This window comes from Segeticoccus rhizosphaerae, from assembly GCF_005222685.1.
Classification (GTDB): domain Bacteria; phylum Actinomycetota; class Actinomycetes; order Actinomycetales; family Dermatophilaceae; genus Segeticoccus; species Segeticoccus rhizosphaerae.
The window spans coordinates 118,067-143,167 of the sequence record NZ_SWMA01000006.1; the positions used below are offsets into that span (position 1 = coordinate 118,067).

The following is a 25,101-nucleotide window of genomic DNA, read 5'->3' on the forward strand; positions in this document are numbered from 1 at the left end:
GCAGCACCCCGGTCACCACGATGAGGCCGCCGACGATCTCGGTGCGGCTCACCGACTCGTCCAGGAGCAACCACGCGGCCGACATGCCGACCACCGGCACGAGCATCGAGAAGGGCGCGACGATCCCGGCGGGGTGCCGGGCCATCAGCCACGTCCACACGCCCGAGCCCACCACAGTGCCGATGACGACCGTGTAGAGCAGGCCGAGCAGGGCGGGGACTGCGGCGGCGCTGCCGGCGGTGGCGAGAGATGTGCCGATGCGGTGCGGCCCCTCGAACGCCAGGGCCAGGGCGAGCATCGGGAGCGGTGGCACGACCGACATCCACAGGGTGAGGTGCAGCGGACTCGGAGGACGCGCCTGACGGTTGCAGAGGTTGCCGACCGCCCAGCCGAAGGCCCCGGCGAGGGTGAGCAGGAAGGGCGTGAGGTCGGCCACCTCGGCCCGGTACGACCCGACCAGGGCCAGGCCGGCCACGGCGATGAGTATGCCGGCCACCTGGCGACCGGAGACGCGCTCGCGAAGCACCGTGGCACCCAGCACGACGGTGAACGGCGCGGAGGCCTGCAGCACCAGCGAGGCGAGCCCGGTCGGCATGCCCGCAGCCATGCCCCAGTAGAGGAACAGGAACTGCAGGGTGCCGAAGCCCAGGCCGTAACCCACCAGCCACCGCAGCCGCACGTGCGGGCGAGGCACGAGCAGCACGGTCGGGACGGCGATGAGCCCGAAGCGCAGGGCGACGAGGAAGAGCGGCGGGAAGTGCTCCAGCGACAGGTGGATCGCCAGGAAGTTCAGGCCCCACATCACCGCGACGGAGGCGGCGAGGGCCCGGTGGCTGAGCGGCATTGCTCCAGAATCACCTTGAACCGGAGTTGAGCACAAGCGAATAGATGTGCACCTATTGTGTAGCATCGCTACATGGACGTTCGGCACCTCGAGCTGCTGCGTGACCTGGCCGAGCGGGGGAGTGTGACGGCCGTCGCCGCAGCCACGCGCCGCACGCCTTCGGCGGTGTCGCAGCAGTTGAAGGTGGCATCTCGTGAATTCGGTGCGATGCTGGTGGAACCGGCCGGTCGCGGGCTGCGGTTGACCGAGGCCGGCCGGCTGTTGGCGGGCGGTGGCCTCGAGGTCGCGGAGGCGGTCGAGCGGGTGCAGGCCACGTGGGACAAGTTCCGCAATGCTCCCAGCGGCGCCGTGGCCCTCGCGATGCTGCCGAGCGCCGCCACCTTCCTGCTTCCCCAGGTGATGCACGAGCTTCGCGGGGAGCGGATCGAGCTGCGCTGCACCGACGTGGACCTGGCCGAGGCCGAGTTCGGTGGGCTGGTGGCCGATCACGACATCGTGCTGGCGCACAGCCTGACCAGCCGTGCTCCGGCCGGGACCGAGGGCCTGCGGGCCGTACGACTCGTCCGGGAGCCGCTCGACATCGCCCTCCCTGCCAAGCACCCACTCACCCGGCGGCAGGCGGTCAGCGCCGAGGATCTCGTGGACGAGGACTGGATCGGTGTGCCTGTCGGCTATCCCTTCGACACGGTGCTGCAGGCGATCGAGCGGAAGACCGGAAACAGCCTGCGGGTCACCCAGCGCTTGCGCGACAACAGGCTCATCGAGGCCCTGGTCGCCTCTGGGCAGGGCCTCGCGGTGCTGCCACGGTTCACCACGCGGGAGGAGCGCGGTCTGGCTCTTCGACCATTGCTTGGGATCCCCTCCAGGCGCTACGTCTTCGCCGTCATGCGACGCGACCGAGCCGAGCGGCTGGCTGTGCGGCGCGTCCTGGACGCGTTCGTCCGGGTCGCGGACGCCGTGACGCAGATGGGAGCGTGAGGCAGGGCTTCGACCCGCCCGCCGGCGGCTCAGCCGACCTAGACTGCCCGCATGGCCACCTCACCGACCTTGCGCATCGCCCAGGAGCCTGCCGCCGACGAGCTGCTCAGCAAGGATCCCTTCGCCCTGCTCACCGGAATGCTGCTCGACCAGCAGTTCCCCATGGAGCACGCCTTCCGCGGACCGGCCAAGGTGCTGGAGCGCTTCGGGACGCTGGCCCCGGCCGCGATCGCCGCCGCCGAGCCGGAGGCGTTCGCCGACCTGTGCGCGACACCACCGGCGGTGCACCGTTACGGGCGTTCGATGGCGGCTCGCATCCAGGCCCTGGCGAGCGTCGTGGTGCAGGAGTACGAGGGACAGGCAGAGCGGATCTGGACGGAGGCGAAGAACGGCAAGGACCTGGTGGCCCGGCTGCGGGCCCTGCCCGGCTTCGGGGAGCAGAAGGCGAGGATCTTCGCCGCACTCGTCGGCAAGCAGCTCGGTGTCGCTCCCGAGGGGTGGCGGGAGGCGGCCGGTGCCTACGGCGACGAGGGCTCGTTCCGCTCGGTCGCGGACGTGGTGGACGAGGAGTCGCTGCAGAAGGTGCGCACGTTCAAGAAGCAGGCGAAAGCCGCCGCCAAGGCAAAGGACTGAACCGGGTCGGTCCGGCTGCGGTCGGGCTCATCCGTCGCTCCCTTCCGGGGGCGCCGTCTTCGGGCCGGACCCGACGCGGCCGCCTGGCAGGCGACCCAGCACCGCAAGTGCGACCACCGCCAAAGCCAGCGCGACGGCCAGCGCGCCCACGAAGGGCCAGCGGCCCCCCGTGCCGACCAGCAGCCCGAAGGCCAGCCCGGCCGCTGCGATCGCCAGCGCCGAGCCGATGGCGTCGGCGATGGCGAGTGCCGAGCTGTTGAAGCCACGGTCGCGCTCGCTCGAGAGCGCCAGCATGCTGGTCGACAGCCGTGGATAGGTCAGGCCCATGCCGAAGCCACCCAGGGTCCAGCCGACCACGGCCACGAGCGCCGGAAGTCCGACGATGGTCGTCACCCACGTGTTCGCGATCGCGATGGAGACGAGCACCGCGCCGATGCTCACCGCGCGTCGGTGGGTGAGCTGCACGGCATACCGGCCCTGGATCGCTGAGCCGACCGACCAGGCGAGCGCGCCTGCGGTCAGCGCCAGTCCGGCGACCGACGGCGTCCACCGGTAGTGCCTGGTCAGGAGGTAGGGCAGGTAGACCTCGGCGCTGCCGAAGGCACCGCCCACCAGACCTCGCAGCAGGATCACGGTCGGCAGACCGGCCGCCGCCCGCAGGGTGTGGCGGGGGAGCAGGGGCCGGAGCGCCAGCAGGGCCAGCGCGGCCGCAGCCATCGTGCAGATCCACCGCAGGGCGGTCGGCAGCGGCGAGACGAGGTCGACGGCGAGCACCGCGCCGGCGGCGATGGCCGACCAGGACAGGCGCTTGAGGCTCCACGGGACGTCTGTCGCCGGCGCCGGGCGGCCCACCATGCGCAAGGCAGGGAGCACCATGATCATCGCGGGTACCACGAGCACGATGACGCCGAGGAAGACCCACTGCCAGCCGATGTACTGCGCGACGAGCCCTGCTGCGAAGGGTCCGATGAGCGAGGGAATCACCCAGGCCGCAGCGAATCCCGCGAAGATGCTCGGATGCAGGCGGGCGGGATAGATCTGCGCGAGCATGACGTAGAGCGCCACCGTCAGGCCGCCCCCACCCAGTCCGTGGACGAGGCGTCCCACCACCAGCATCGGCATCGTGTGCGACAGGCCGGCCAGCAGCAGCCCCGTGGCGAAGAGACCGACGGCCGTGAACAGCGGGGGAGTGGGGCCGGCGCGGTCCGACCAGTTTCCCGCGAGCACCATGCCGATGACGCCGACGGCGAGCGGCCCCGCGAACGCGAGTGCGTAGAGGGACGCGCCGTCGAGCTCCCGGCTGATGGTCGGCATGACGGTGGTGACCGCCAGGGCCTCGAAGGCAGCGAGGAACACCAGCGCACACATGCCGATGGTGATCCAACGGAAGCGTGCGCCGAGCACTCTGTCCACCGGGTGGTCCGGTGCGAGCGCGGGATCGGTCAGCACAGGGGGACTGTAGAGCCTCAACCGGACTTGAGGTCAATCAGTTTGCGCCCTCCCGCAACGGTGGCGGGCCCCGTCGCCGGCGACGCTACTTCTTCTCCCGGGGGACCCGCCCCATGAGGTAGAACTCCGGATTCGGCATCGTGCGGGTGACGCTGGCCACCCGGTTGCTCAGCCCGAAGAACGCGGTGATGGCGGCGATGTCCCACGCGTCCTCGTCGTCCAGCCCGTGTTCGCGCAGGGCCGCGAAGTCGGCGTCCCCGACGTCGTGACTGTGGGTGTTGACCTTGTGCGCGAAATCGAGCACCGCGTGCTGTCTCGGCGTGATGTCGGCGGTGTGGTGGTTGACCGCGACCTGGTCGGCGACGAGAGGTTTCTTCTCGAAGATCCGCAGCAGCGCACCGTGCGCGACAACGCAGTAGGTGCACCGGTTGATGCCGGAGATGCTGACCACGATCATCTCGCGGTCGCCCTTGGTCAGGTGCGATTCCTCTCTCTCCATGAGCGCGTCGTGGTAGGCGAAGAATGCGCGGAACTCTGCGGGACGGCGGGCGAGCAGCAGGAAGACGTTGGGGACGAAGCCCGACTTCTCCTGCACCTGGAGGATGGCCTCCCGGATGTCGTCAGGGACGTCGGAGAGCTGGGCGGGAGGAAACCGTGTGGACATGGCTCGATGGTGCCACTTCCCGCTGCGAAGATCGGCGCCCCACAAGGGGTGTACGACCGCGTCGGCTGGGTACTGTGCGGGCAGGCGAGACACGCCGAGGAGGAGGCTCGACATGGGACTCAGCGACAAGATGAAGCACTCTGCGGAAGACGCGAAGGGCAAGGTCAAGGAAGGTACCGGTAAGGCCACCGACGACGAGCAGCTCGAGGCCGAGGGTCAGACGGACCAGACCTCTGCGAAGGTCAAGAAGGTCGGTGACGACGTCAAGGACGTCTTCAACAAGTGACGACGGCCCGCCCGGCGCCCCACCCACGGGACGTCGGGCGGAGTTGTGCCCGGTCAGCCGTGCTCCGCGGAGCACGGCTGTCTCATTCTGTGGCCATCGAGTGCGCGAGCTCTACGTGCGTCGGTAATCTCCTGTGCTACAACCGAATACCGCTCATCCCGAGGGGCAGAGGGAACGGCCCGCTGAAGCCCCGGCAACCCGACCGCATGCTGGTCGGCCTCCACCGGAGGCCAGCGGTCGACAGGTGCCACGTCCGTCCCGCACTGCGGGAGAGATGAGGAAGACCACATCATGTCCCACACGATCGCCCTGCTGCTGACGCGTCGACGCCACGTCGACCTCTCTCGCGTCACCAGCAGCAGTTGTCGCCACTGACCGCCCGAGCGCCCTTGCGGCCCACGCGAGCCGACGCAGGTCGGTGACGCCCCCAATTCACAGCACGAATGGCACGCGGTATGCCGCTGCGTCGCCCTGCCCGGAGAGAGGCACCATGACCACCACGACCACCACCACGACCACCCACGAGCCCCAGCTCATCCACCCCGAGGTGCTCGCCAGCCATGTGTCGGGAACACCCACCGAGGTGTCCGTCCGGGCTGGCCGCCACGCCTTCACGATCGACGAACCGTCCACCCTCGGCGGCACGGACCTCGGCGCGAACCCCGTGGAGCACCTGCTGGCGGCGCTCGGCTCCTGCCAGGTGATCACCTTCCAGGTCTGGGCCGCCCAGCTGGGCATCACCGTGGACGACGTCGACGTGACGTTGACCGGTGAACTCGACCTGCGCGGCTTCTTGGGGCTGGATGACGAGGTGCGACCCGGGTTCTCGTCGGTCGACGTCTCGGTGCAGCTCACCGGGCCGGAGAGCCCCGAGCGCTACCAGGAACTCATCGACGCGGTCGAGAAGCACTGCCCGGTGCTGGACAGCCTCGCCGGCACGGTCCCCGTGCGCTCCACCTACGCGACCGCCTGAAGCCTTCGTAGCCCACCGCACCGGCGCCTTCCCGGCAGCGACGCGTGGTCGTGGCCGGGAAGGTGCCCTGCGGTCCTGCTCCGGATCGTCCTCGTGGCAGGCCGTCAGGTGACGATCCGCAGCGGCTGCTCGAGCAGGCGGACCAGGTCGCGCAGGAACCTCGCGCCGGTGGCGCCGTCGAGGACGCGGTGGTCGACGGTCAGGTTCAATCGCATGATGGTGGTGGTGCTGAGCTCGCCGTCCTTCAGCACCGGTGCCGGGGCCCCGGCGCCGACGGCGAGGATGGCTGCCTCGGGCGGGTTGATCACGGCGGTGAACTCGGTGATGCCGAACATCCCAAGGTTGCTCACCGTGAAGGTGCCACCGGTGAACTCGTCGAGCTTGAGCTTGCCGGCACGGGCGCGGTCCCCGAGGTCGTGCGCCTCTTCGGCGATCTCCCGGAGCGTCTTGCGGTCCGCATCCGTGACGACCGGGACGATGAGACCGTCCTCGATGGCGACCGCGATGCCCACGTTGACGTGACCCCGCCGGATGATGTGGTCGCCGGCCCACGCAGCGTTGACCTCCGGGTGGGATCGCAGGGCCACTGCGCACGCACGCACCAGCAGGTCGGTCACGCTGACCCGGACCCCGTCGTCGGTGAGCTGCTCGTTGAGCTGTTTGCGGAAGGCGAGCAGGGCGGTCAGGTCGACCGGCATGGTTAGGTGGAAGTGTGGCGCGGCGGCGCTCTCGGTCAGCCGCTGTGCGGTGACGCGACGCATCTGGCTGAGGGGCACCGTCTCGTCGTCGGGGCCAGCGGTGGGGGCAGGCCCGGAGGGTGTAGAGGGTGCGGAGGGTGCAGGCGTCGACGTCGCAGGTGCCGGTGCGGTGGCGTCCTCGCCAGCCCCCTGACCGGTGAGGACCGTGTCCAGGTCGGCCCTGACGATCCGGCCGCCGGGGCCGGACCCCCGAACGGTGGTGAGGTCGATGCCGCGTTCACGAGCCAGGGAGCGCACCAGCGGCGTCGCACGGATCTGGTCGGCTGGCGTGCGCGTGGCCGCCGGGGCACCCTGTCGGCCGGTCGGCTCCGCCGATGGCGGGGCCTGTGACTCGGTCGAGGCGGACGCCGCCTCCTGTCCGGCCTGGGTCTCGGCGTCCTCCGACCTGGCCGCCTCGGAATTCGCTCCGCTGGCGTCGGATTCGCTCTCGCCGCCGGTGGCCTGCTGATCGTCCCCGGATCCGGAGGAACTGACCGCGCCCGGCTCACCGATGACCGCCAGGGGCTCGCCGATCGGCACGGTGGAGCCGGCCTGGGCGATGATCCGTGTCAGCGTGCCGGTGTCGTAGGCCTCCAGGTCCATGGTGGCCTTGTCGGTCTCGATCTCGGCGAGGACGTCGCCGCGGTGGACCTCGTCGCCCTCGGACATGAGCCACTGCGAGACGACGCCCTCGGTCATCGTGTCGGACAGGCGAGGCATGAGCACGTCAGGCATGTGATCTCTCCTAGCGGGTGAACCTGGTCGCGTCGAGGACCTCGCCCACGACCTTCGTCAGGTCCTGGGCGGTCGGCAGGGCAGCATTCTCCAGGGGCTTGGCGTAGGGGAGGGGGACCTCCGCAGCAGCCACGCGCCGCACCGGCGCGTCGAGCCGGTCGAAGGCTCCCTCCTGGATGGTCGCGGCGATCTCCGCGCCCACCCCGTAGGTCAGCCAGTCGTCCTCGAGGACCACGGCTCGGGTGGTCTTGCGGACCGATGCGCAGACCGTTTCCCGGTCCAGGGGCCGGAGGCTGCGCAGGTCGACGACCTCGACGGAGACGCCTTCGGACTCGAACTGACGGGCCACCTCGAGCGCGATGAGGGTGGCCCGCGAGTAGCTGATGACCGTGATGTCGGAGCCCTCCCGGGCGATGGCGGCGCGGCCGATCTCCCCGACCTGCTCACCGTCCGGCACCTCGCCCTTGGTGTTGTAGAGGGACAGGTTCTCCAGGAAGAGGACGGGGTCGTCGTCGCGGATGGACGCGGTGAGCAGGGCCTTGGCGTCGGCCGGGTTGGAGGGCGCGACGACCTTCAGACCGGGGACGTGGGCATACCAGACCTCGAGGTTCTGCGAGTGCGTAGCCGCCAGCTGCTGCCCGCCGCCACCGGGAGTCCGGATGACCATGGGCACCGAGGTCTGGCCGCCGAACATACCGAAGATCTTGGCGCCGTGATTGACGATCTGGTCGATCGCCAGCAGGGTGAAGTTGAGCGTCATGATCTCCACGACCGGGCGCAGGCCGAGCATCGCCATACCGACCGCGGCGCCGGTGAAGCCCTCTTCGGCGATCGGCGTGTCGATGACCCGCTGGTCGCCGAATTCGGTGAGCATGCCCGCGGTGATCTTGTAGGAGCCCTCGAAGATCCCGATCTCCTCGCCGAGGAGGACGACCGCGTCGTCGCGCAGCATCTCGGCTCGCAGGGTGTCGTGCAACGCCTGCCGGTAGGTCATCTCGGTCATGAGGCACCTCCGGTCGAGTCGTCGGCAACGGGGAAGACGGGCTCAGCAGGGAGGCGCCTCGACGCGTTGGCAACGTCCGTCGCGTAGGCGTAGTTGAACAGGTCCTTCACCTGGGGGTCCGGGCTCTTGTCGGCGAAGTCCACCGCCTCGGCGACCTGCTGCTCGGCTTCCTCCTCGAGCGCCTTCGCGTCGTCGTCGTCCAGGACGCCGGCCTCGATGAGCCGGCTGCGAAAGGCGGGAAGCGGGTCGAGGTCGCGGACCCGTTGCGACTCCTCCCGCGAGCGGTAGGTGGCCGGGTCCACCACGGAGTGGCCCTTGAGCCGGTAGCTCATGGTCTCCAGGAGGGACGGCTGACGCTCGGTGCGTGCCCGCGTCAGCGCCGCGCGGGCTGCCTCGCGGACGGCCACCGGGTCGTCGCCGTCGACGCGTTCGCCGGGCATCCGGTAGGAACAGCCCCGCTTGAACAGCTCCGGCTCGGCCGAGGCACGCTCCACCGTGGTGCCCATGCCGAGCCTGTTGTTCACGATGACGTAGACGATCGGGAGGTGCCAGATGGCCGCCAGGTTCAGCGACTCGTGGAAGGCGCCGATGTTGGTGGTGCCGTCACCGAGCAGACACATCACGGCCTCGGCGTCGGGGCCGGGGTCCCCGCGATAGGTCAGAGCCTTGGCGGCGCCGGTGGCCGGCGGGATCTGCCCACCCACGATGCCATAGCCGCCGAGCATCCGCGCCTTGGCATCGAACAGGTGCATCGAGCCGCCGAGGCCCTTGGAGACTCCGGTCGACTTCCCGAACAACTCGGCCATGACGGCGCCGGGGGCAAGCCCTCGAGCGAGCGCATATCCGTGGTCCCGGTAGGTCGTGAACAGGTAGTCGCGCTTCTCCAGCGCCGACATGAGGCCGACGACCGTCGCCTCCTCGCCGAGGTTCAGGTGGCAGTAGCCACCGATCTTCGCGCGTCGGTACATCTCGTTGGCCCGCAGCTCGAACGCCCGGATCAAGGTCATCTGTCGGTAGTAGTCGCGGAGGGTCGCGGGCGGTTCGGCGCGAAGATCCGGGGGCGCGAAACCGGAGTCGGCCTTGCCCTTTGTCCTGCTCGCCATCACCTCTCCTGTCTGCCGGTCGTATGCCGTGCGACCACCTGAGTGCTGACCATCAGAATCCGGGGGACTGCTCCACGAGGTCGAACCGGTTGCTCGTGGCGTGGCAGCGTGGGCACGTCTCCGGGGCGCGGTCGCCACGGACCGACTCACCGCAGACCTGGCACACCCACTCCGTCGCCAACAGCGCGATGACGTCACCGCGGCTGACGATGCCGACCAGTGTGCCGCCCTCCACGACGGGGACGCGCCGGATCCGCCGATCCACAAGCAGGTGGCGCACGTCCGAGATGAGCGTGCCCGTGCTGACACTGATCACGCTCTTGGTCATGACATCCGCCGCGGTGGTGCCCGAACGGGCAAGCAGGTCGTACTCACTGACCAAACCCGCCAGTGCGCCGTTCGACCCGAGGACCGGCGCGCCGCTGATCCGGTTGGCTCGCAGCGTGTCTGCGACCGCACCGACCGTCGACTCGAGGGACACCGTGATCACCGGAGACGTCATGATCTCTCCCGCAGTGGTCGCAGGGTGCCCGGAGACGCTGGATTCAGGTGACACGCTGAGAGTCTATCGGCAGGGGAGTGCGAAGCCGGGGCACACACCCCACGTCTCGTCCGGGTCGATTCAGGCGACGAGGAGGCAGAACGGGTGGCCGGCCGGATCGGCCAGCACGTAGAGCGGTTCGTCGAGGTCGTCCGTGCGATCGAGCAGGACTCGCGCGCCGAGCAGCTCGGCGCGCGCCCGGTGCCGCTCGAGCTCGTCGACATCAGAGACGCTGTAGTCGATGTGCAGCTGCATCGGGACCGCATGAGACGGCCAGGTCGACGGGGTCAGCTGCTCGACCTTCTGGATCGCGAGCACGCGGCGGCCCTGGTCGTCCACCAGCACCAGCCAGTCCGCGTCCGTGTCCTGGCTGCCGTCAGTCGGCGGCTCGTCACCGGGCCGGTAGCGCAGGCCCAGGAGATCGCGATAGAACTCGGCCAGTCCACGGGCGTCGGTCGTGTCCAGCACCGTGTGCAGGAATCGGGGATAGGTGGCCATGGCAACTCCTCGCGCGGGTCACAGGCGGCTGGAATCGGTTCTGCCCGACGCTGTCGCAACTGACGCTGGCATTACTCGACGACACGCCGAACGACACACCTGTATGACGCCCGCTCACCGAAGTAACGCCAGCGCGAGTTGCGCTCCAACCGGCCCGATCCAGATCAGGGGAGTGACCTCGTTGGCGCACGACCGGTGGTGCAGTGGGATCGCTTTAGTTGACATAATGTCGATTATCGGCGTCTCTACACGAGGGTCTCGGGACTGCTGGCGCTGCCATCAATCGCTGCCTTCCGCACGTGGCATCGCGGAGCCCATCATCGGGTGACGGTGAAGCTGTCGCTGAAGGCCGTGTCCTGGCTGGAGGTGCCGACATACACGGTGTAGTCACCGGGTTGGACCACGAAGTCCCTTTCCGCGTGGCTCCACACCGACAACGGATGGTGCGTCGCGGCCGGGTCGACCAGCAGCTTCTGGAACCCCGACGAGCCGCTTCGGCGGCTGGTTCTCGGCCCGCAGCCCGGCCACCGCCGTGCGGTGCAGGCAGGCCCCCGGCCCTCGAGGACGTGCTGGCCGAGAGTGGCCGTCTCGGATCCGATGATCGACCCATAGTCGCGCGCCAGCTCGCGGTCGAAGCCGGCGGCCAACCCGATCGTCGTGGGTAGTGACGTGGCGGGCGGGCTCGGGGTTCCGCCAGCGAGTCCAGGTCCTCGCCGGCCTCCTGGGCCCGACGGCTGAGCTCGTAGATGTCGATGGTCTCCATGGCGCCGTGCAGCTGCGCGATCTTCTGCTCGAGCGACATCGCCGCGACGAGCGCCTCGGCACGGCGGCGCGGGCTCTTCGTCTGGTCCTCCCAGAGCCGGGTCCGGTCGTCACTGCCGTTGTGCTGTGGCACGCGGATCACTTCCTTCATGGATTCGGGTGCGGAGCATGCCGCCGACCCCATAGTGCCGTGATCGCAGCGCTCTGGCACCCGAGGGCGCCGAAGGCGCCGGCACGGACCTCGCCGTCACGCCCCCACGTAGGCCGCGAGGTGCTGCCCGGTGAGGGTGGAGCGGTCGGCCACGACTTTGCCGGGGGTTCCCTCGAAGACGAGGCGTCCGCCGTCGTGCCCGGCGCCGGGGCCGAGGTCGATGATCCAGTCGGCATGAGCCATCACGGCCTGATGGTGCTCGATGACGATGACCGACTTGCCGGAGTCGACGATGCGGTCCAGCAGGCCGAGCAGCTGCTCGACGTCGGCGAGGTGGAGGCCGGTCGTCGGCTCGTCGAGGATGTAGACGCCGCCCTTCTCCCCCAGGTGGGTTGCCAGCTTGAGCCGCTGCCGCTCCCCGCCCGACAGGGTGGTGAGCGGCTGGCCGAGGGTCAGGTACCCCAGCCCCACGTCCTCCAGCCGCTGCAGGATCTTCGCGGCGGCAGCCACACCCACGCCCTCGTCGCCGAAGAAGGCATGCGCGTCGGCGACGGACATCGCGAGCACCTGGCTGATGTCCTTGCCGCCGAGCTCGTACTCGAGCACTTCGGCCTGGAACCGCTTGCCGCCGCACTCCTCGCAGGGGGACTCGACGGTCGCCATGATGCCCAGTTCGGTGTAGACCACGCCTGCACCGTTGCACGTTGGGCAGGCGCCCTCCGAGTTCGCAGAGAAGAGAGCCGGTTTCACGCCGTTCGCCTTCGCGAAGGCCTTGCGGATGGGGTCGAGGACGCCTGTGTAGGTCGCCGGGTTGCTCCGGCGGGAACCCTTGATCGCTCCCTGGTCGACCGAGACGACGCCGTCCCGGCTTGCCACCGAGCCGGTGATCAACGAGCTCTTGCCCGAACCCGCCACCCCGGTGACGACCACCAGCACGCCGAGCGGGAGGTCGACGTCCACGCCCTGCAGGTTGTGGGTGCGGGCGTCGCGCACCTCCAGCGCACCCGACGGCTCGCGGACCGAGGCCTTGAGGGAGGCGCGGTCGTCCAGGTGCTTGCCGGTCAGGGTGCCGCTGCTCCGCAGCTCGTCCACCGTCCCCTCGAACACGACCTCTCCCCCGGCGCTGCCGGCACCCGGACCGAGGTCGACGACGTGGTCGGCGATCTCGATCGTTTCCGGCTTGTGCTCCACCACGAGCACCGTGTTGCCCTTGTCACGCAGTCGCAGCAGCAGCTCGTTCATCCGCTGTATGTCGTGCGGGTGCAGCCCGATGGTGGGCTCGTCGAAGACGTACGTAACGTCGGTGAGAGAGGACCCGAGGTGGCGAATCATCTTGGTGCGCTGGGCCTCTCCCCCGGACAGGGTGCCTGCGGGTCGCTCGAGGGAGAGATATCCCAGCCCGATCTCGGTGAACGAGTCGAGCAGGTGCTGCAGCCCGGTCAGCAGCGGGGCGATCGACCGCTCGTCCAGCTCGCGGAGCCAGTCGGCCAGATCGCTGATCTGCATCGAGCACAGGTCGGCGATGCTCTTGCCGCGGATCTTCGACGACCGCGCCTCCGGCGTGAGCCGGGTGCCTTCGCAGTCCGGGCAGGTCTGGAATGCCACCGCCCTCTCCACGAAGCGACGCACGTGCGGCTGCATCGCCTCCGGGTCCTTGGACAGCATGGACTTCTGGATCCGGGGGACGATCCCTTCGAAGGTCAGGTTGACCCCTTCGACCTTGATCTTTGTCGGCTCGGCGTAGAGCATCGTCTCGAGCTGCTTCTTGGTGAACGTGGCGATCGGCTTGTCCATCGGCAGTCCGATGCCTTCGAAGAGTCGGCCGTACCAGCCGTCCATCGAGTATCCGGGCACGGTGAGCGCACCGTCCCGCAGCGACTTCGAGTCGTCATAGAGCGCCGTCAGGTCGATGTCGCTGACGTGGCCCATGCCTTCGCAGCGCGGGCACATGCCACCCAGGTACACGGCCTGCTTCACCACGTTCTTCTCGACTCGGCCAGCCTTCTCCGTCGACATCACCCCGCTGGCCCTGCGGGTGGGCACGTTGAAGGAGTAGGCCGTCGGCGGCCCGACGTGCGGGTCTCCCAGCCGGCTGAACAGGATGCGCAGCATCGCGTTGGCGTCCGTGGCGGTGCCGACGGTCGAGCGCGGGTTGGCACCCATCCGCTCCTGGTCGACGATGATCGCGGTGGTGAGCCCCTCGAGGTGATCGACGTCCGGTCGGGCCAGTGTGGGCATGAACCCCTGGACGAAGGCGCTGTAGGTCTCGTTGATCATCCGCTGCGACTCCGCGGCGATCGTGTCGAAGACGAGCGAGCTCTTGCCGGAGCCGGAGACGCCCGTGAACACCGATAGCCGTCGCTTCGGCAGCTCGACGCTGATGTCCTTGAGGTTGTTCTCCCGGGCGCCCTGCACACGGAGCAGGTCGTGGCTGTCCGCAGCGGGCAGTGCGTTCTTCTTCGCGGGCCTGTTCATCGTGTCTTCTCCTCGTGCGGGACAGCTGGCGAAAGGTGTCCCCGGCCGCCGATCTCACCAGTGTGCAGGTCGCGTTGAGTCACCGTGCCACGCGGCTCAGTGCACTTCCTGGATGCGCACGAGGTTGCCGGCGGGGTCGCGGAAGGCGCAGTCCCGGACGCCATACGGCTGCTGGGTGGGCTCCTGCACCACCTCCGCGTGGCTGGCCTGGATCTGCTCGAAAGTCGCGTCGAGGTCCTTCGTCGCCAACATGATCCAGCCGTAGGTGCCCTTGGCCATCATCTCGAGGATGGTGCGGCGCTCGTCGTCGGTGACGCCGGGATCGGTGACCGGCGGAGCCAGGAGGATGGAGGTGCCTGGCTGGCCCTCGGGCCCCACCGTGATCCAGCGCATCGTTCCCTTGCCGACGTCGATCCGTACCTCGAAACCGAGCGTGTCGCGGTAGAACGCCACTGACGCCTCCGGGTCATCGTGGGGAAGGACAGTGGTGTGAATGGTGAGGTCCATGTCGGCCAGATTAGCGGCGGCTCGAGGACGGCTGCTTCTCGATTCCTGATCAGTGCAGCGCCGGCGCGAAGCTGCGGCCGCAGGATCCGGACGGCTTCCGCGAGGCGTGGGCGATCCTGGAGCGTCTCTGGGAGGACACGATCGCGCGAGCCCGGTCGTTTCCCCCCGAAGCGCTGCACGCCACCGTCGACGACGAGTGGTCCTTCATCCAGACCCTGCGGCACCTGAACTTCGCCAGTGCGGCGTGGGTCGGTCGGATGATCCTCGGCGACCCCTCACCGTGGCATCGCCTCGACCTTCCGTGGGACGAGGCGCCCGGGTGGGACGGGATCCCGCGGGACCGCGAGGCGCGACCGTCGCTCGACGACGTCCTCGCGGTGCGCCGGCAGCGCCAGGACATGGTGCGCGACGTCATCGAGGCCCTCACCGCTGACCAGCTCGCCGCCACCGTGAGCCGCACCGAGCCGGGTTGGCCACAGCAGCAGGACTTTCCGGTCAGGCAGTGCCTGCTCATCGCCTTGAACGAGGAGTGGGAGCACCGCCTGTATGCCGAGCGCGACCTGAGCCGGTTGGAGCAGCGATGACTCGCACCATCATGGCGCCCGGCGCGGCCGGAGGCCCCTGGCCGAGCTCGGCGGATCAGGCGTCCGGAAGGGAGACCGCACCCAGGAGCCGCTCCCCCAGTTCTCGCACCGCCGCCCGGATCTCGGGACCGCCCTCGACCCGGAAGGGTGCCGGGATGCGGGTGAGCTGCTCGGCATACCAGGGTGGATTGCTCGTGCTTCCGAGGAGGCGGGTCACCTCGCCGTCGACCGGCTCGAGCCGCCCCAGCGGCCCGGGGACCAGCCCGGACAGCCGCTCGATGGGCGCATCGATGAGCACCTCAGCAGCGAACTCCCAGCCGGCCCCGAGGTGATGCTCCAGCTCGCTGACCGGGTCGAGTCCGTCCGGCGGGTCGAACCCGCGGTCGAGCACCTCGACGTGCTGGACGCGGTCGATCCGGAACGCGCGAACCGCCTCAGCCGGCAGCGAGAGGCACAGGAGGTACCAGCGACCGTAGCGGACCACGACCGCCCACGGCTCGGCCTCGAGGCTCCACTGCGACCCCGCCTCGGACCGGTAGTCGAGCCGCACGACGCGGCGCTCCGAACATGCGGTCACGAGCGTCGCGGCCTTCAGCGGATCCGGCCGGACGGCAGTGCGGTTCGGCGCCGGCGCAGTGGCCCGTCGGACGGCGTCCGCCTGGGTGGCCACCGACTTGGGCATGGCCCGCAGGATCTTGCCCAGGGCGTCGCCCACGGGGTCACCGGGATCGGTGGCCTCGTGACGTCCCTCGAGGACGGCCATCACCAGGCCCAGCGCCTCTGCGTGGTTGAACAGCAGCGGTGGCAGCCGCAGACCACGACCGGGACGGTATCCCCCGGCCGGCCCGCTGACCGAGTCGATCGGGATCTCTGCCTCGCGCAGGATGGCGATGTAGCGCCGCGCCGCACGCGAGGTGACTCCGAGCCGTTCGGCGATCCGGTCGGCCGTGATGCCGGGTCGGTTCTGCACCAGCTCGAGGGTCAGCAGCGCCCGAGCGGTGGGGCTCACCTCGGATCGCATGGCCTCTCCTCGCAACTCGGAAGCAGAATGTCCGCGATGAAGTCTACCGGCCTGCCACCATTCCGAGTGGTCTTCGAGGGGGACCGGGTCAGGGCCAGCCTGCGCCGGCCGCCGGCGCCGGATAGGCCCAGACCTGCCCGGTGGGCTCGGCGCCTTCAGTCCCGCCGTAGGCCTGGCCGACGATGAAGAGCACAGGACGCTCGTCACGGCTGAGTGCACACGCGAACGCGCCACGGTCCACCTCGATCGTCTGGAGCACCTCGCCGCCCTCCCGGACCCGCACGCAGTGCCGGTTGCCGACGTCGGCGTACCAGACCGCGCCCTCGACATCGACACAGATGCCGTCGGGGTGGTCGCCGGGCGTCTCGGCCCAGGCCTTCGGTGGTCGAGTGTGCCGTCCGGGCCGAGGTCGAAGGCGGTGAGTCGGCAGCCGTGGGACTCGGCGACGATCAAGGTGCTCTCGTCGGCCGTGATCGCCATCCCGTTGGGGAAGGCCAGGTCATCGGCGACGACACGGGCCACTCCCCCCGGCGAGATCAGGGCGACGAGGCCGGGTGCGGGTTCGCCACCGGGGAAGTCGAAGCCGATGCTGTTGACGTAGGCGTTGCCGTTGCGGTCGACGACGATGTCGTTCCATGGCTTGTCGGAGATCGCCGAGAGGTCGGCGTGCGTGGTCATCGAGCCGACGGCATTGCGACGCAACAGCTGACGACCTGCCGAGTCCACCACGAGCAGCTGACCGTCCGGCAGGAAGTCGATGCACATCGGGAAGGACTCGACGCGAGCCACCACCTCATGGCGACCCTCCCGGTCGAGGGCAATCACCTGGTGCGCGCCCCAGTCGGAGAACCAGAGCCTGCCTGCGTGCCAGCGGGGCGACTCACCGAAGACGATGCCCTTCATCAACACGGCCATGCCATGAAGACCGCCACTGCGGTCAGGACGCATCGCCGATGAGGTCCCAGGCTAGACGCGACACCGCGGCCAGCAACTCGGTCGCCTCCGCCTCCGCATAGCCCCGCGTGCAGACCGCGACCACGTAGGTGTCAGCGCCATCGAGATCACCCGAGGGCGCGACGAAGGCGACGTCGTGCTGGATGCCCTGGACCCACCCCGACTTCGAGCCGAAGCGGGTGCCTTCGGGCAGACCGGCACCCAGGTAGGCGATCTGCTGGGCCTCCAGCATCGACACCATGACCCCGGTCGACTTCGGCGAGGCGGCGAGGCCGCTGACGATGGCGCGCATGACCGCGGCCAGGTCGCGGGCGGTCACCAGGTGGGTCAGCCCGGCATCCCGGCCCTCCAGGTCGTAGATGAGCCGTTGCATCATGGACCGGTCGGTGCCGCACAGGGCGAAGGCCTCGGCGACGGCGTCCAGCCCGACCCGACGGACCGCCATGTTGGTGGCCTCGTTGGAGGACACCGCCACCATCCGCCAGAGGACGTCGCGCAACGAGATGGGCGAACCCTCCACGGGCATGCCGGGGTCGAGCGACTCCTCTTCCATCGTGAACTCGTTGCCCCCCGGGGCGGCCGAGACGAACCGCCGGGTCGAGGTCAGCTCCTGGTCGAGCGACAGCGTCCCGTCGTCCACCGCGCGCATGGCCGCCACCAGCACCGCGAGCTTCACCGTCGAGGCGGCATAGAACTGCCGGTCAGGCTCGCGCTCGGCGAGCACCCTCCCTCCACGATCGGTGACCTGGAAGGAGACCACCGGGACCCCGTCGCTCTCGGCACCCTGCTGACCCACTGCTGCTCCCTGACATCGACCGGCACCGTCATTCTCGCGGCGCTCTCGTCACGCTAGCGCCACTCCGCCACGCGCGTAGCAGGCGGGCCGGTGTCCGCGCGGCTCAGGCGCGAGCGCCGGCCTTGGCGCTCACCTGCTCCTCCATCAGGGCGAACTCGTCGTCGATGACCGAGTTTTCGCGAGCAGTGAGCCGGGAGACGATGACGGCGACGATGATGTTCAGCAGGAACGCCGGGACGATCTCGTACATGTGGTCGTGCAGCGCGGCGGTCTTGCCCCACACGAAGACGGTGACCGTGGCGACGGCCAGGCCGGCGATCGCGCCGGGCGCGGTGAGCCCGCGCCAGTAGAGCGACAGCAGCACCAGCGGGCCGAAGGCGGCACCGAACCCGGCCCACGCGAACGACACGAGCTGCAGCACGCTGGAGTCGCGGTTCAAGGCGATGAGGAAGGCGATCACCGCGATGACGAGGACCCCTGACCGCCCCAGGATGACCTGCTTGCGAGCGGTGGTCTCGCGGCCCACGATGTTGTAGAGGTCCTCCACCAAGGCCGACGACGAGACGATCAGCTGGGACGAGATCGTCGACATGATGGCGGCGAGAACCGCTGCCAGCACCAGCCCGGCAATGAACGGGTGGAAGAAGATCTGGCTGAGCAGCAGGAACACGGTCTCGGGATCCTCGAGCGCGCTTGCCGGCTTGTCCGAGAAGTAGGCGAGCCCGATCAGGGCGGTGCAGATCGCCCCGAGCGCCGTCAGGACCATCCAGCCGATCCCGATCCGTCGCCCGGCCTTGGCGTCCTGGGGCGTGCGCAGGGCCATGAACCGGACGATGATGTGGGGCTGCCCGAAGTAACCGAGTCCCCATGCGGCCGTGGAGAAGATGCCGAGCGCCCACACGAGGTTGTTGCCCTCGCCGAAGCCGGTGAAGAGGTTGAGCGCGTCGGGGTTCACGTCGCGCATCCGGTCCACCGTGGTCCCGATGCCACCGGTCCGAAAGACCGCCACTATGGGTACCGCGACCAAGGCGGCGAACATCAGCAGCCCCTGCGCGACGTCGGTCAGCGTCGCCCCCAGGAAGCCGCCGAAGAGCGTGTAGGTCAAGGTGACGACGGCAACGGTGGCCATCCCGGCCATGTAGTGCCACCCGAACGAGCTCTCGAAGAACTTGCCGGCCGCGACCATCCCGGAGGAGACGTAGAAGGTGAAGAACACCAGCACCACCACCGAGGCTGAGATTCTCAGGATGTGCGAGTTGTCCTTGAGCCGCTTCTCGAAGAAGCTCGGGATGGTGATCGCGTTCTGTGCCACCTCGGTGTAGGAGCGCAGACGCGGGGCGACGAACTTCCAGTTGAGCCAGGCGCCGACGGTCAGGCCGATGGCGATCCAGGACTCGACCAGGCCGGAGGCGTAGATCGCACCGGGCAGTCCCATGAGCAGCCAACCCGACATGTCCGACGCACCGGCGGACAGGGCGGCGACGCCGGGTCGAAGACCCCGTCCGGCGAGCATGTAGTCGTCGAGGTCGCTCGTCTGACGGAAGGCGAAGTAGCCGATCGCGAGCATCCCCGCGAGGTAGACACAGATGGCCAATAGCTGGAAGGCGTGGTCAGACATCGTGGGAGTATGGCAGACCAGCGTCTTCGCTGGGTCATGCCCCGCACCAGATCTCGCCGGCGCGATGCACGAGCGCTCTGCGTCGGCTCACGACTGCACCGTCACCGGATCCGCCGGGCGCAACACCGTGCGGTAGAGGTGCGCCAACATCCCGAGGAACGTCACGGTCCACACCGCGAGGGCGACCCACAGCTCGACCTGCCCGATCTGCTCCACCCATGGAAGGCCCTCGGCCCTGCCGAGCTCCATCGACGCCACGGCATACATCCCGAGGGGGAAGACCATGCTCCAGAGGTTCACGTCGTAGGCGAGCGAGTCGCGCTGCCACAGGTGCCGCCAGCAGAACGCCACCACCAGCATCGGCACCAGCCAGGTCGCCAGGGCCCAGAACATCACCGTGGCGCCGTCGACGACGTCGTGGACGCTCCCGATGATCGCCGTCCCGGGAGCGTCGAGGAGCTCCGCACCGGCCAGCACCGTGATGGAGGCCGCGCCCATGGCCACCCAGTAGGACGGCGCGAAGTCCGCGTCGTAGAGCATCTCCCGCAGCGCGATCAGTAGGCTCTCCGCGCCGTAGAGGAAGACGCCCACCGACCACGCGACCACGGACAACACGGCCAACAGGTGCTGCCCCCGGTGCAGTTCGCGTTCGAGGATCGCGGCGAGGGCTGCCACCGACTGGCTGGCGACGACCCACAGGAACCAGGACCCGTTGGCGTTGCGCACCGTCGACCGGTGACCTCGGTCGAGCATGGTCGCCCACGGCACGCCATAGCCCAGCAGCAGCCACCCGATGATGGCGATGACGAAAAGCGCCAGGGCCCAATGGGTCTGGCCCCCCGCCGCGAGCCGGCTGCCGAGCACGCCCGCACCGGCCACCAGCGTGAAGTAACCGAACGCCCGCTCCGGGTCGAAGAAGTCGAGCACCACGTACCGACGGAAGCGGGCCAGCCGCCACCCGTTCAGCACGACGAGCAGGACGAAACTGATGGCGGCAACCACGAGCAGCAGCGTCGACAGGATCGCGGCGCCCGTCTGGTGCAGCCCGTCCGAGATGATGCCGCTGGCCATGACCAGGGCGAAATATCCCGGCGACAGCCTGCCGACGGCAGCTCGAGACCGGTGCATCCCTCCGGCGAACACGACCCGACGTTACCGTGGCCGCGCGCGGGGACGGGGAGGTTGCCAGACGTATGCCGTGCCGGTCACCCGGGTGTCGGCACGCGTGTCGCGCCTACTCGTCCTCGCCCGGCACCCGTTCGGAGCGAACCCGCGTGCGCCAGGGCGCCGTCGGGAAGAACTCCCGGACGTGCAGAACCCGTTCCAGCGCCCGCTCCTCGCGCAGGTCGCGCAGCCTCCCGGCAAGCAGGTCGACCAGGGTGATGAGTCCGACCAACCGGCGCGGGTCGTCGCGATCCACGACCGGCATCCGGGACACGCCGAGGTCGGCCATGCGATAGGCGACGGTGCGCAGGGTCTCGTCGGGGAAGCAGACCGCCGGGTCGGTGATGGCGAGCTCGTCGACCGGGGCGTCCTTCCCGTCACCGGACAGGGCGACGTTGAGCATGTCCCGGCGCGTGACGACGCCGACCAGCCGGTCCTGGGCGTCGACCACCGGGTAGAGCCGCTGCCGGTGCTGCTCGTTGCGCACCTGCCGTTGCTCCGCCACGAAGGTGCTGGCCGCCTCACCGGCGGGGGTGCCCGACTCGAAGGAGACGAGGTCCAGCTTCAGTGCCTCGTGGACGAACAGCACCTCGAGCGGATCGACGTCGTACTCGCGGGTGAGGTGGTAGCCGCGACGCGCGATCTTCTCGGTGAGCACCGACCGCTTGAGGACCAGCGCCGAGAGCCCGTGGGCCAGTGTCGCCGCCAGCAGCAGGGGCAGCAGCGCACCCCACTCGTGGGTCAGTTCGAGCGAGAAGATCACTCCGGTGAAGGGCGAACGCATGACCCCGCCGACCACTGCGGCCAGCGCCACGAGGGCCCAGAAGCCCGGGCTGACCCCGGGCAGCACGTGACCGACGAGGGCGCCGAGCGACCCGCCGATCATGAAGACGGGAGCGAGGACGCCGCCGGAAGTGCCCGAGCCCAACGACAACGACCAGATGAGCGTCTTGACGATGAGGATGCCGAGGATCAGGCTCATGCTCGCCGAACCGTCCAGCAACGACTGGATGACGTCGTAGCCGACCCCGAGGGCGCGCGGCTCGATCAGCCCACCGATGCCGATGATCGCGCCACCGATCGCCGGCCACCACATCCAGTGGATCGGCAGCCGCTTGAAGCCGTCCTCGGCGAGGTAGACGAGCTGGGTGGCGATCACCGCCAGTCCCCCGCCGAGCAGCCCGATGACGATGGCGCCGCCGTAGACGGCGATGTCGATGTCCCCCAGTGCGTGCGGCACGGGGAACACCGGCGCCGTGCCGATGACGTAGCCGCGGACGATCGTCGCGGCGCAGACGGAGACGGCCACCGGGACGAAGCTGCGCGGCCGCCACTCGAACAACAACAGCTCGACCGCGAGCAGGACGGAGGCCAGCGGGGCGTTGAACGTCGCAGCCATACCCCCCGCGGCGCCGGCGACCAGCAGGGTCTTGCGCTCGTCGGCGGTCAGCTTGAGGAACTGCGCTCCGATCGAGCCGAAAGCCCCACCGGTCATGATGATCGGGCCCTCGGCGCCGAACGGCCCCCCGGTGCCGATGGTGATCGCTGCCGAGATCGGCTTGAGGATCGCCACGCGCGGCTTGACCTTGCTGCCGCCGATGAGGATGGCCTCGATCGCCTCGGGCATGCCGTGCCCGCGGATCTTCTCGGAGCCGTAGCGTGCCATCAGGCCGACGACCAGACCGCCGCAGATCGGGGCGGCGAGGACCAGCAGCGGGTTGTGGTCGGTGGCGCCGGGGGCGACGAGGGCGGTGTCCCAGCGCTGGTAGAAGACCAGGTTGGTGACCAGCCCGATGAGGTTGAGCAGCAGCCAGGCGACCAGTGCGCTGACACATCCGACGACCACCGCGATCCCGGTGATACGCACCATCCGCCACCCGACGCGGAAGTCTCCGAGGTGCTCGATCGCCGGACGGGGCACGGCACTGCTCTGGGACAAGGTTCTCCGACTGTTCTGACGCGATGGGTCGAGGGGCGCCGGCGGCACGGGCCCGAGAGTCGCTGGGCCGGCCCGACGGCGAGCGGGAGGCTATCAGTCAGCAGGGGGGTGGCGCAGGTCGCTGCTGGTCGGGCACCGGTCCGACCTCGCTTCCTCTCGGGGCCGGACACGCCTGTGGGCGCCCGGGTCAGACCGGGCGCCCACAGCAGAGTCGTGGTCTCGTCAAGGCCCTTCGGGCTTCCGACGCGATCGGTGGGGAGACATCGCCATACCTCCTATCGATCGACTCAATCGATCTCATGAAGGTAACCCTCCTGTGACGTGGTTACAAGGGTTCGCGCGGCGGGTCCCACGGTCTGGACCGGGCGCGGTGCGGCAGACTGGTCGTGATGTCCACCAGCACTCCCCCGCGCCCGGCGCACGTCTGGTACGCGTCGTACGGCTCCAACATGTACCGCGGCCGGTTCCTCAACTACCTGCAGGGTGGGCGTCCCGCTGGCGCCGCTCGCAGCTACCCCGGCTGCAGCGACTGCGCTCCCCCGGGCGCCGACACCCCCATCCGGTGGGCTGGCAGGCTGCACTTCGCCACCCGCTCCCCCACCTGGGGAGGTGGCGTCGCGTTCGCCGACGAGGCCGAGCGACCCGGGCAGGAGATCCTCGGTCGGGCCTACCTGATCACCACCGAGCAGTTCGACCAGGTGGTCCACTTCGAGAACTCCGGCACGATCGCCGCAGAGGCGCCCCCGGTCCCGCTGAACGAGGTGATCCGACGCGGCCGCACCAGGTGTGGCACCGGCATCTACGCCGTGCTCTGCCACCTCGGTGACCGGGAGGACGTTCCCGTGGTCACCTTCACCTCCGAGTTCACCTCCGCGGCCGCCCTGCGGGGCGATGAGTATGCCGTCCGCGGCGGCCAGCGCTTCCTGGTCCAGACGCACCCGCCCAGCCCGGCCTACGCACGGATGATCGGAGGCGGTCTGGCCGAGACGTTCGGCATGGAGTCGGAGGCCCAGGCCGACTACATCCACGGCTGCCCCGGCGGCGACGAGTGGGACCGGCAGGAACTGGTCGCCGCACTCCAGCGCTGCTGAGCCGGTGGCAACAGACGCTCCCCGCCGGGCGCAGCCGGCCGTCCCGGCTTCGCCGACGCGGGTGTGCCCGTGTGGCAGGCTGCCGCCATGACGTACGCGGCCTTGGGGGGAACAGCGTCGGCACCCACCGACCACCAACGCCGCCACCAGCGGGCGTGGTACTGGTACGACTGGGCCAACTCGGCCTACGTCACGACCACGGCGACCGTGCTGTTCTCGCCCTACCTGACGTCGGTGGCCAAGAAGGCGGCCTGCCCCGACCAGCCGAGCGACGTCGCCTGCCACACCAACCTGCACGTGTTGGGCATACCCATCGCGCCGGGCTCGCTCGCTCCCTACACCCTCACCATCTCGACCATCGTCTCCGCACTCATCCTGATCTACGTCGGTGCCATCGCCGACCGTTCACGGTACCCGACTCGCCTGCTCGGCGGCTTCGCGTGGGTGGGCTCGGCCGCGGCGTGCCTCATGTTCTTCGTCGCAGGCAGCAACTGGCAGCTCGGGGTGCTCCTGCTGATCGTGGGAAACCTCTGCCTGGGGTCGTCCCTGGTGGTGTATGACGCGCTCCTGTGCCGGATCGCGGTACCCGACGACCGCGACAAGGTGTCGAGCCGCGGCTGGGCGCTCGGCTACCTCGGCGGTGGCCTCCTGCTCGCGCTCAACCTGGTGCTGCTGACCGCCTACGAGTCGTTCGGCCTGAGCTACGGCACCGCGATCCGCACCAGCCTGCTCTCCGCCGGTGCGTGGTGGGCGGTGTTCACCCTCGTGCCCGTGCTGGGCCTGCGCGATGTGACCGGCACCACCGCGACACCGGTGGCCCGCGAGGCTGGCGTCATCGGTGGCAGCATCCGCCAGCTCGTCACCACCTTCCGTGACCTGCGCCACTATCCGCACACGTTGACGTTCCTGCTCGCCTACCTCTTCTTCAACGACGGCATCCAGACGGTCATCGGCTCCTCCAGCCTCTACGGCAAGGAGGAGCTGAAGTTCACCGACAGCCAGCTGATCATCACCATCCTGCTGGTCCAGTTCGTGGCGTTCGGCGGGGCGCTGCTGTTCGGCCGCCTCGCCGGCCACTTCGGCGCCTGGCGGGTCGTGTTGTACAGCCTCGGGGTGTGGACCCTGGTGGTGGCCCTCGCCTTCTTCGTGCCCACCGGGTCCTACCCGCTCTGGCTGGCGCTGGCGGTGCTCATCGGCATCGTGCTCGGCGGCAGCCAGGCTCTGTCGCGGTCGCTCTACAGCCAGCTGGTCCCTCGGGGGCGCGAGACCGAGTACTTCAGCCTCTACCAGGCGATGGAGCGGGGCACGAGCTGGTTCGGCACCCTGTTGTTCGGGCTGGTCTACCAGTTCGCCCACTCCTACCGGCTCTCGATCATGGCCCTCGTCGTGTTCTTCGTCCTCGGTGCCGCGCTGCTGTCCAGGGTCGACATGCGCCGGGGCATCCTCGATGCCGGCAACCAGCTCCCCGCCGTGCTCTGACCTGCACCGCTCGGGGCGTCTCCGGGGGGTGGGTTGGCGCTCGTGGTGTGATCCGGCATACAATCGCATCTTTGTGGCCAAAACGGGCACGGGATCGGAACATCCTGCGGGGAAGA

The 25,101-nt window shown here is 69.3% G+C and carries 22 protein-coding genes, 1 pseudogene and 1 riboswitch; of the genes and pseudogenes, 7 read left to right on the forward strand and 16 right to left on the reverse strand.

Translation table 11 applies throughout. From position 1 onward, the window contains the following. Positions 1 to 58: 58 nt before the first annotated feature. A pseudogene (locus FCN22_RS07050) lies at positions 59 to 910 on the reverse strand (EamA family transporter); the annotation flags it as partial. Between the two features lie 6 nt (positions 911 to 916). On the opposite strand from FCN22_RS07050, the gene FCN22_RS07055 reads away from it, so the two are divergent. Both FCN22_RS07055 and FCN22_RS07060 read left to right on the forward strand, forming a co-directional pair. Next, a complete protein-coding gene (locus FCN22_RS07055) occupies positions 917 to 1,822 on the forward strand; it encodes a LysR family transcriptional regulator (protein ID WP_137120839.1) in 906 nt (301 codons plus the stop codon). Between the two features lie 51 nt (positions 1,823 to 1,873). After that, complete coding sequence (locus FCN22_RS07060; RefSeq protein ID WP_137120840.1) at positions 1,874 to 2,455, forward strand: HhH-GPD-type base excision DNA repair protein; 582 nt, start codon at positions 1,874 to 1,876, stop codon at positions 2,453 to 2,455. Between the two features lie 27 nt (positions 2,456 to 2,482). On the opposite strand, the gene FCN22_RS07065 is transcribed toward FCN22_RS07060, so the two are convergent. After that, positions 2,483 to 3,904, reverse strand: coding sequence for an MFS transporter (locus tag FCN22_RS07065; protein ID WP_238384571.1), 1,422 nt, complete (start codon positions 3,902 to 3,904; stop codon positions 2,483 to 2,485). Positions 3,905 to 3,989: 85 nt separating this feature from the next. Next, positions 3,990 to 4,568: a peroxidase-related enzyme gene (locus FCN22_RS07070; RefSeq protein WP_137120841.1), complete on the reverse strand. Its 579-nt coding sequence runs from the start codon at positions 4,566 to 4,568 to the stop codon at positions 3,990 to 3,992. A gap of 112 nt (positions 4,569 to 4,680) precedes the next feature. Between FCN22_RS07070 and FCN22_RS07075 the strand changes: the two genes are divergently transcribed. After that, positions 4,681 to 4,854 carry a CsbD family protein gene (locus FCN22_RS07075; RefSeq protein ID WP_137120842.1) on the forward strand — a complete coding sequence of 58 codons (174 nt, stop codon included), beginning with the start codon at positions 4,681 to 4,683 and terminating at the stop codon, positions 4,852 to 4,854. 150 nt (positions 4,855 to 5,004) lie between these two features. Further along, positions 5,005 to 5,135, forward strand: a riboswitch (SAM riboswitch). A 209-nt stretch (positions 5,136 to 5,344) separates the two neighbouring features. Next, positions 5,345 to 5,827 carry an OsmC family protein gene (locus FCN22_RS07080; RefSeq protein ID WP_137120843.1) on the forward strand — a complete coding sequence of 161 codons (483 nt, stop codon included), beginning with the start codon at positions 5,345 to 5,347 and terminating at the stop codon, positions 5,825 to 5,827. A gap of 104 nt (positions 5,828 to 5,931) precedes the next feature. Here the strand turns inward: FCN22_RS07080 and FCN22_RS07085 are convergent, their stop codons facing one another. The 8 genes from FCN22_RS07085 to FCN22_RS07120 all read right to left on the reverse strand — a co-directional run bounded on the left by FCN22_RS07085 (position 5,932) and on the right by FCN22_RS07120 (position 14,339). After that, positions 5,932 to 7,299, reverse strand: coding sequence for a dihydrolipoamide acetyltransferase family protein (locus tag FCN22_RS07085; protein WP_202911451.1), 1,368 nt, complete (start codon positions 7,297 to 7,299; stop codon positions 5,932 to 5,934). Between the two features lie 10 nt (positions 7,300 to 7,309). Further along, the gene (locus tag FCN22_RS07090) at positions 7,310 to 8,302 is read right to left on the reverse strand and encodes an alpha-ketoacid dehydrogenase subunit beta (RefSeq protein WP_137120844.1); all 993 of its coding nucleotides are present in this window, start codon (positions 8,300 to 8,302) and stop codon (positions 7,310 to 7,312) included. After that, positions 8,299 to 9,405, reverse strand: a complete 1,107-nt coding sequence (gene pdhA, locus FCN22_RS07095; protein WP_137120845.1) for a pyruvate dehydrogenase (acetyl-transferring) E1 component subunit alpha — start codon at positions 9,403 to 9,405, stop codon at positions 8,299 to 8,301. The genes FCN22_RS07090 and pdhA overlap by 4 nt, the downstream gene beginning before the upstream one ends. Before the next feature lie 52 nt (positions 9,406 to 9,457). Further along, complete coding sequence (locus FCN22_RS07100) at positions 9,458 to 9,907, reverse strand: CBS domain-containing protein (RefSeq protein ID WP_137120882.1); 450 nt, start codon at positions 9,905 to 9,907, stop codon at positions 9,458 to 9,460. A 120-nt stretch (positions 9,908 to 10,027) separates the two neighbouring features. Next, a complete protein-coding gene (locus FCN22_RS07105) occupies positions 10,028 to 10,444 on the reverse strand; it encodes a VOC family protein (protein WP_137120846.1) in 417 nt (138 codons plus the stop codon). Between the two features lie 317 nt (positions 10,445 to 10,761). Further along, positions 10,762 to 11,091, reverse strand: a complete 330-nt coding sequence (locus FCN22_RS07110) for a fibronectin type III-like domain-contianing protein (protein WP_137120847.1) — start codon at positions 11,089 to 11,091, stop codon at positions 10,762 to 10,764. 362 nt (positions 11,092 to 11,453) lie between these two features. Then, positions 11,454 to 13,832 carry an ATP-binding cassette domain-containing protein gene (locus FCN22_RS07115; protein WP_137120848.1) on the reverse strand — a complete coding sequence of 793 codons (2,379 nt, stop codon included), beginning with the start codon at positions 13,830 to 13,832 and terminating at the stop codon, positions 11,454 to 11,456. A 96-nt stretch (positions 13,833 to 13,928) separates the two neighbouring features. Beyond that, complete coding sequence (locus FCN22_RS07120) at positions 13,929 to 14,339, reverse strand: VOC family protein (protein ID WP_137120849.1); 411 nt, start codon at positions 14,337 to 14,339, stop codon at positions 13,929 to 13,931. Between the two features lie 116 nt (positions 14,340 to 14,455). Between FCN22_RS07120 and FCN22_RS07125 the strand changes: the two genes are divergently transcribed. Next, positions 14,456 to 14,923, forward strand: a complete 468-nt coding sequence (locus FCN22_RS07125; protein ID WP_274381549.1) for a DinB family protein — start codon at positions 14,456 to 14,458, stop codon at positions 14,921 to 14,923. Between the two features lie 55 nt (positions 14,924 to 14,978). Here the strand turns inward: FCN22_RS07125 and FCN22_RS22930 are convergent, their stop codons facing one another. The 5 genes from FCN22_RS22930 to FCN22_RS07155 all read right to left on the reverse strand — a co-directional run bounded on the left by FCN22_RS22930 (position 14,979) and on the right by FCN22_RS07155 (position 22,415). Next, positions 14,979 to 16,859 (reverse strand): SMP-30/gluconolactonase/LRE family protein, encoded by a 1,881-nt coding sequence (locus FCN22_RS22930; protein ID WP_202911453.1) that lies wholly within the window; start codon positions 16,857 to 16,859, stop codon positions 14,979 to 14,981. Positions 16,860 to 16,881: 22 nt separating this feature from the next. Next, positions 16,882 to 17,694, reverse strand: a complete 813-nt coding sequence (locus tag FCN22_RS07140; RefSeq protein ID WP_137120852.1) for a serine hydrolase — start codon at positions 17,692 to 17,694, stop codon at positions 16,882 to 16,884. A 103-nt stretch (positions 17,695 to 17,797) separates the two neighbouring features. Beyond that, positions 17,798 to 19,312, reverse strand: a complete 1,515-nt coding sequence (putP, locus tag FCN22_RS07145) for a sodium/proline symporter PutP (RefSeq protein ID WP_137120853.1) — start codon at positions 19,310 to 19,312, stop codon at positions 17,798 to 17,800. An 87-nt stretch (positions 19,313 to 19,399) separates the two neighbouring features. After that, on the reverse strand, positions 19,400 to 20,455 hold the full coding sequence (locus FCN22_RS07150; protein ID WP_238384572.1) for a tellurite resistance/C4-dicarboxylate transporter family protein: 1,056 nt from the start codon (positions 20,453 to 20,455) through the stop codon (positions 19,400 to 19,402). 91 nt (positions 20,456 to 20,546) lie between these two features. Beyond that, positions 20,547 to 22,415: a chloride channel protein gene (locus FCN22_RS07155; protein WP_202911454.1), complete on the reverse strand. Its 1,869-nt coding sequence runs from the start codon at positions 22,413 to 22,415 to the stop codon at positions 20,547 to 20,549. A 389-nt stretch (positions 22,416 to 22,804) separates the two neighbouring features. Between FCN22_RS07155 and FCN22_RS07160 the strand changes: the two genes are divergently transcribed. After that, entirely contained in the window at positions 22,805 to 23,506 is a 702-nt protein-coding gene (locus FCN22_RS07160; protein ID WP_137120854.1) for a histone deacetylase, read from the forward strand. Positions 23,507 to 23,593: 87 nt separating this feature from the next. Further along, complete coding sequence (locus FCN22_RS07165; RefSeq protein ID WP_137120855.1) at positions 23,594 to 24,985, forward strand: MFS transporter; 1,392 nt, start codon at positions 23,594 to 23,596, stop codon at positions 24,983 to 24,985. Positions 24,986 to 25,101: the final 116 nt, after the last annotated feature.

Coding starts and splice junctions, on each gene's coding strand:
- FCN22_RS07070 (WP_137120841.1), bottom strand. CDS start 4,568: ATGTCCACACGGTTTCCTCCCGCCCAGCTCTCCGACGTCCCTGACGAC.
- FCN22_RS07160 (WP_137120854.1), top strand. CDS start 22,805: ATGTCCACCAGCACTCCCCCGCGCCCGGCGCACGTCTGGTACGCGTCG.
- FCN22_RS07090 (WP_137120844.1), bottom strand. CDS start 8,302: ATGACCGAGATGACCTACCGGCAGGCGTTGCACGACACCCTGCGAGCC.
- FCN22_RS07115 (WP_137120848.1), bottom strand. CDS start 13,832: ATGAACAGGCCCGCGAAGAAGAACGCACTGCCCGCTGCGGACAGCCAC.
- FCN22_RS07055 (WP_137120839.1), top strand. CDS start 917: ATGGACGTTCGGCACCTCGAGCTGCTGCGTGACCTGGCCGAGCGGGGG.
- FCN22_RS07100 (WP_137120882.1), bottom strand. CDS start 9,907: ATGACGTCTCCGGTGATCACGGTGTCCCTCGAGTCGACGGTCGGTGCG.
- putP (WP_137120853.1), bottom strand. CDS start 19,312: ATGTCTGACCACGCCTTCCAGCTATTGGCCATCTGTGTCTACCTCGCG.
- FCN22_RS07120 (WP_137120849.1), bottom strand. CDS start 14,339: ATGGACCTCACCATTCACACCACTGTCCTTCCCCACGATGACCCGGAG.
- FCN22_RS07075 (WP_137120842.1), top strand. CDS start 4,681: ATGGGACTCAGCGACAAGATGAAGCACTCTGCGGAAGACGCGAAGGGC.
- FCN22_RS07085 (WP_202911451.1), bottom strand. CDS start 7,299: ATGCCTGACGTGCTCATGCCTCGCCTGTCCGACACGATGACCGAGGGC.
- pdhA (WP_137120845.1), bottom strand. CDS start 9,405: ATGGCGAGCAGGACAAAGGGCAAGGCCGACTCCGGTTTCGCGCCCCCG.
- FCN22_RS07060 (WP_137120840.1), top strand. CDS start 1,874: ATGGCCACCTCACCGACCTTGCGCATCGCCCAGGAGCCTGCCGCCGAC.
- FCN22_RS07165 (WP_137120855.1), top strand. CDS start 23,594: ATGACGTACGCGGCCTTGGGGGGAACAGCGTCGGCACCCACCGACCAC.
- FCN22_RS07105 (WP_137120846.1), bottom strand. CDS start 10,444: ATGGCCACCTATCCCCGATTCCTGCACACGGTGCTGGACACGACCGAC.
- FCN22_RS07080 (WP_137120843.1), top strand. CDS start 5,345: ATGACCACCACGACCACCACCACGACCACCCACGAGCCCCAGCTCATC.
- FCN22_RS22930 (WP_202911453.1), bottom strand. CDS start 16,859: ATGGCCGTGTTGATGAAGGGCATCGTCTTCGGTGAGTCGCCCCGCTGG.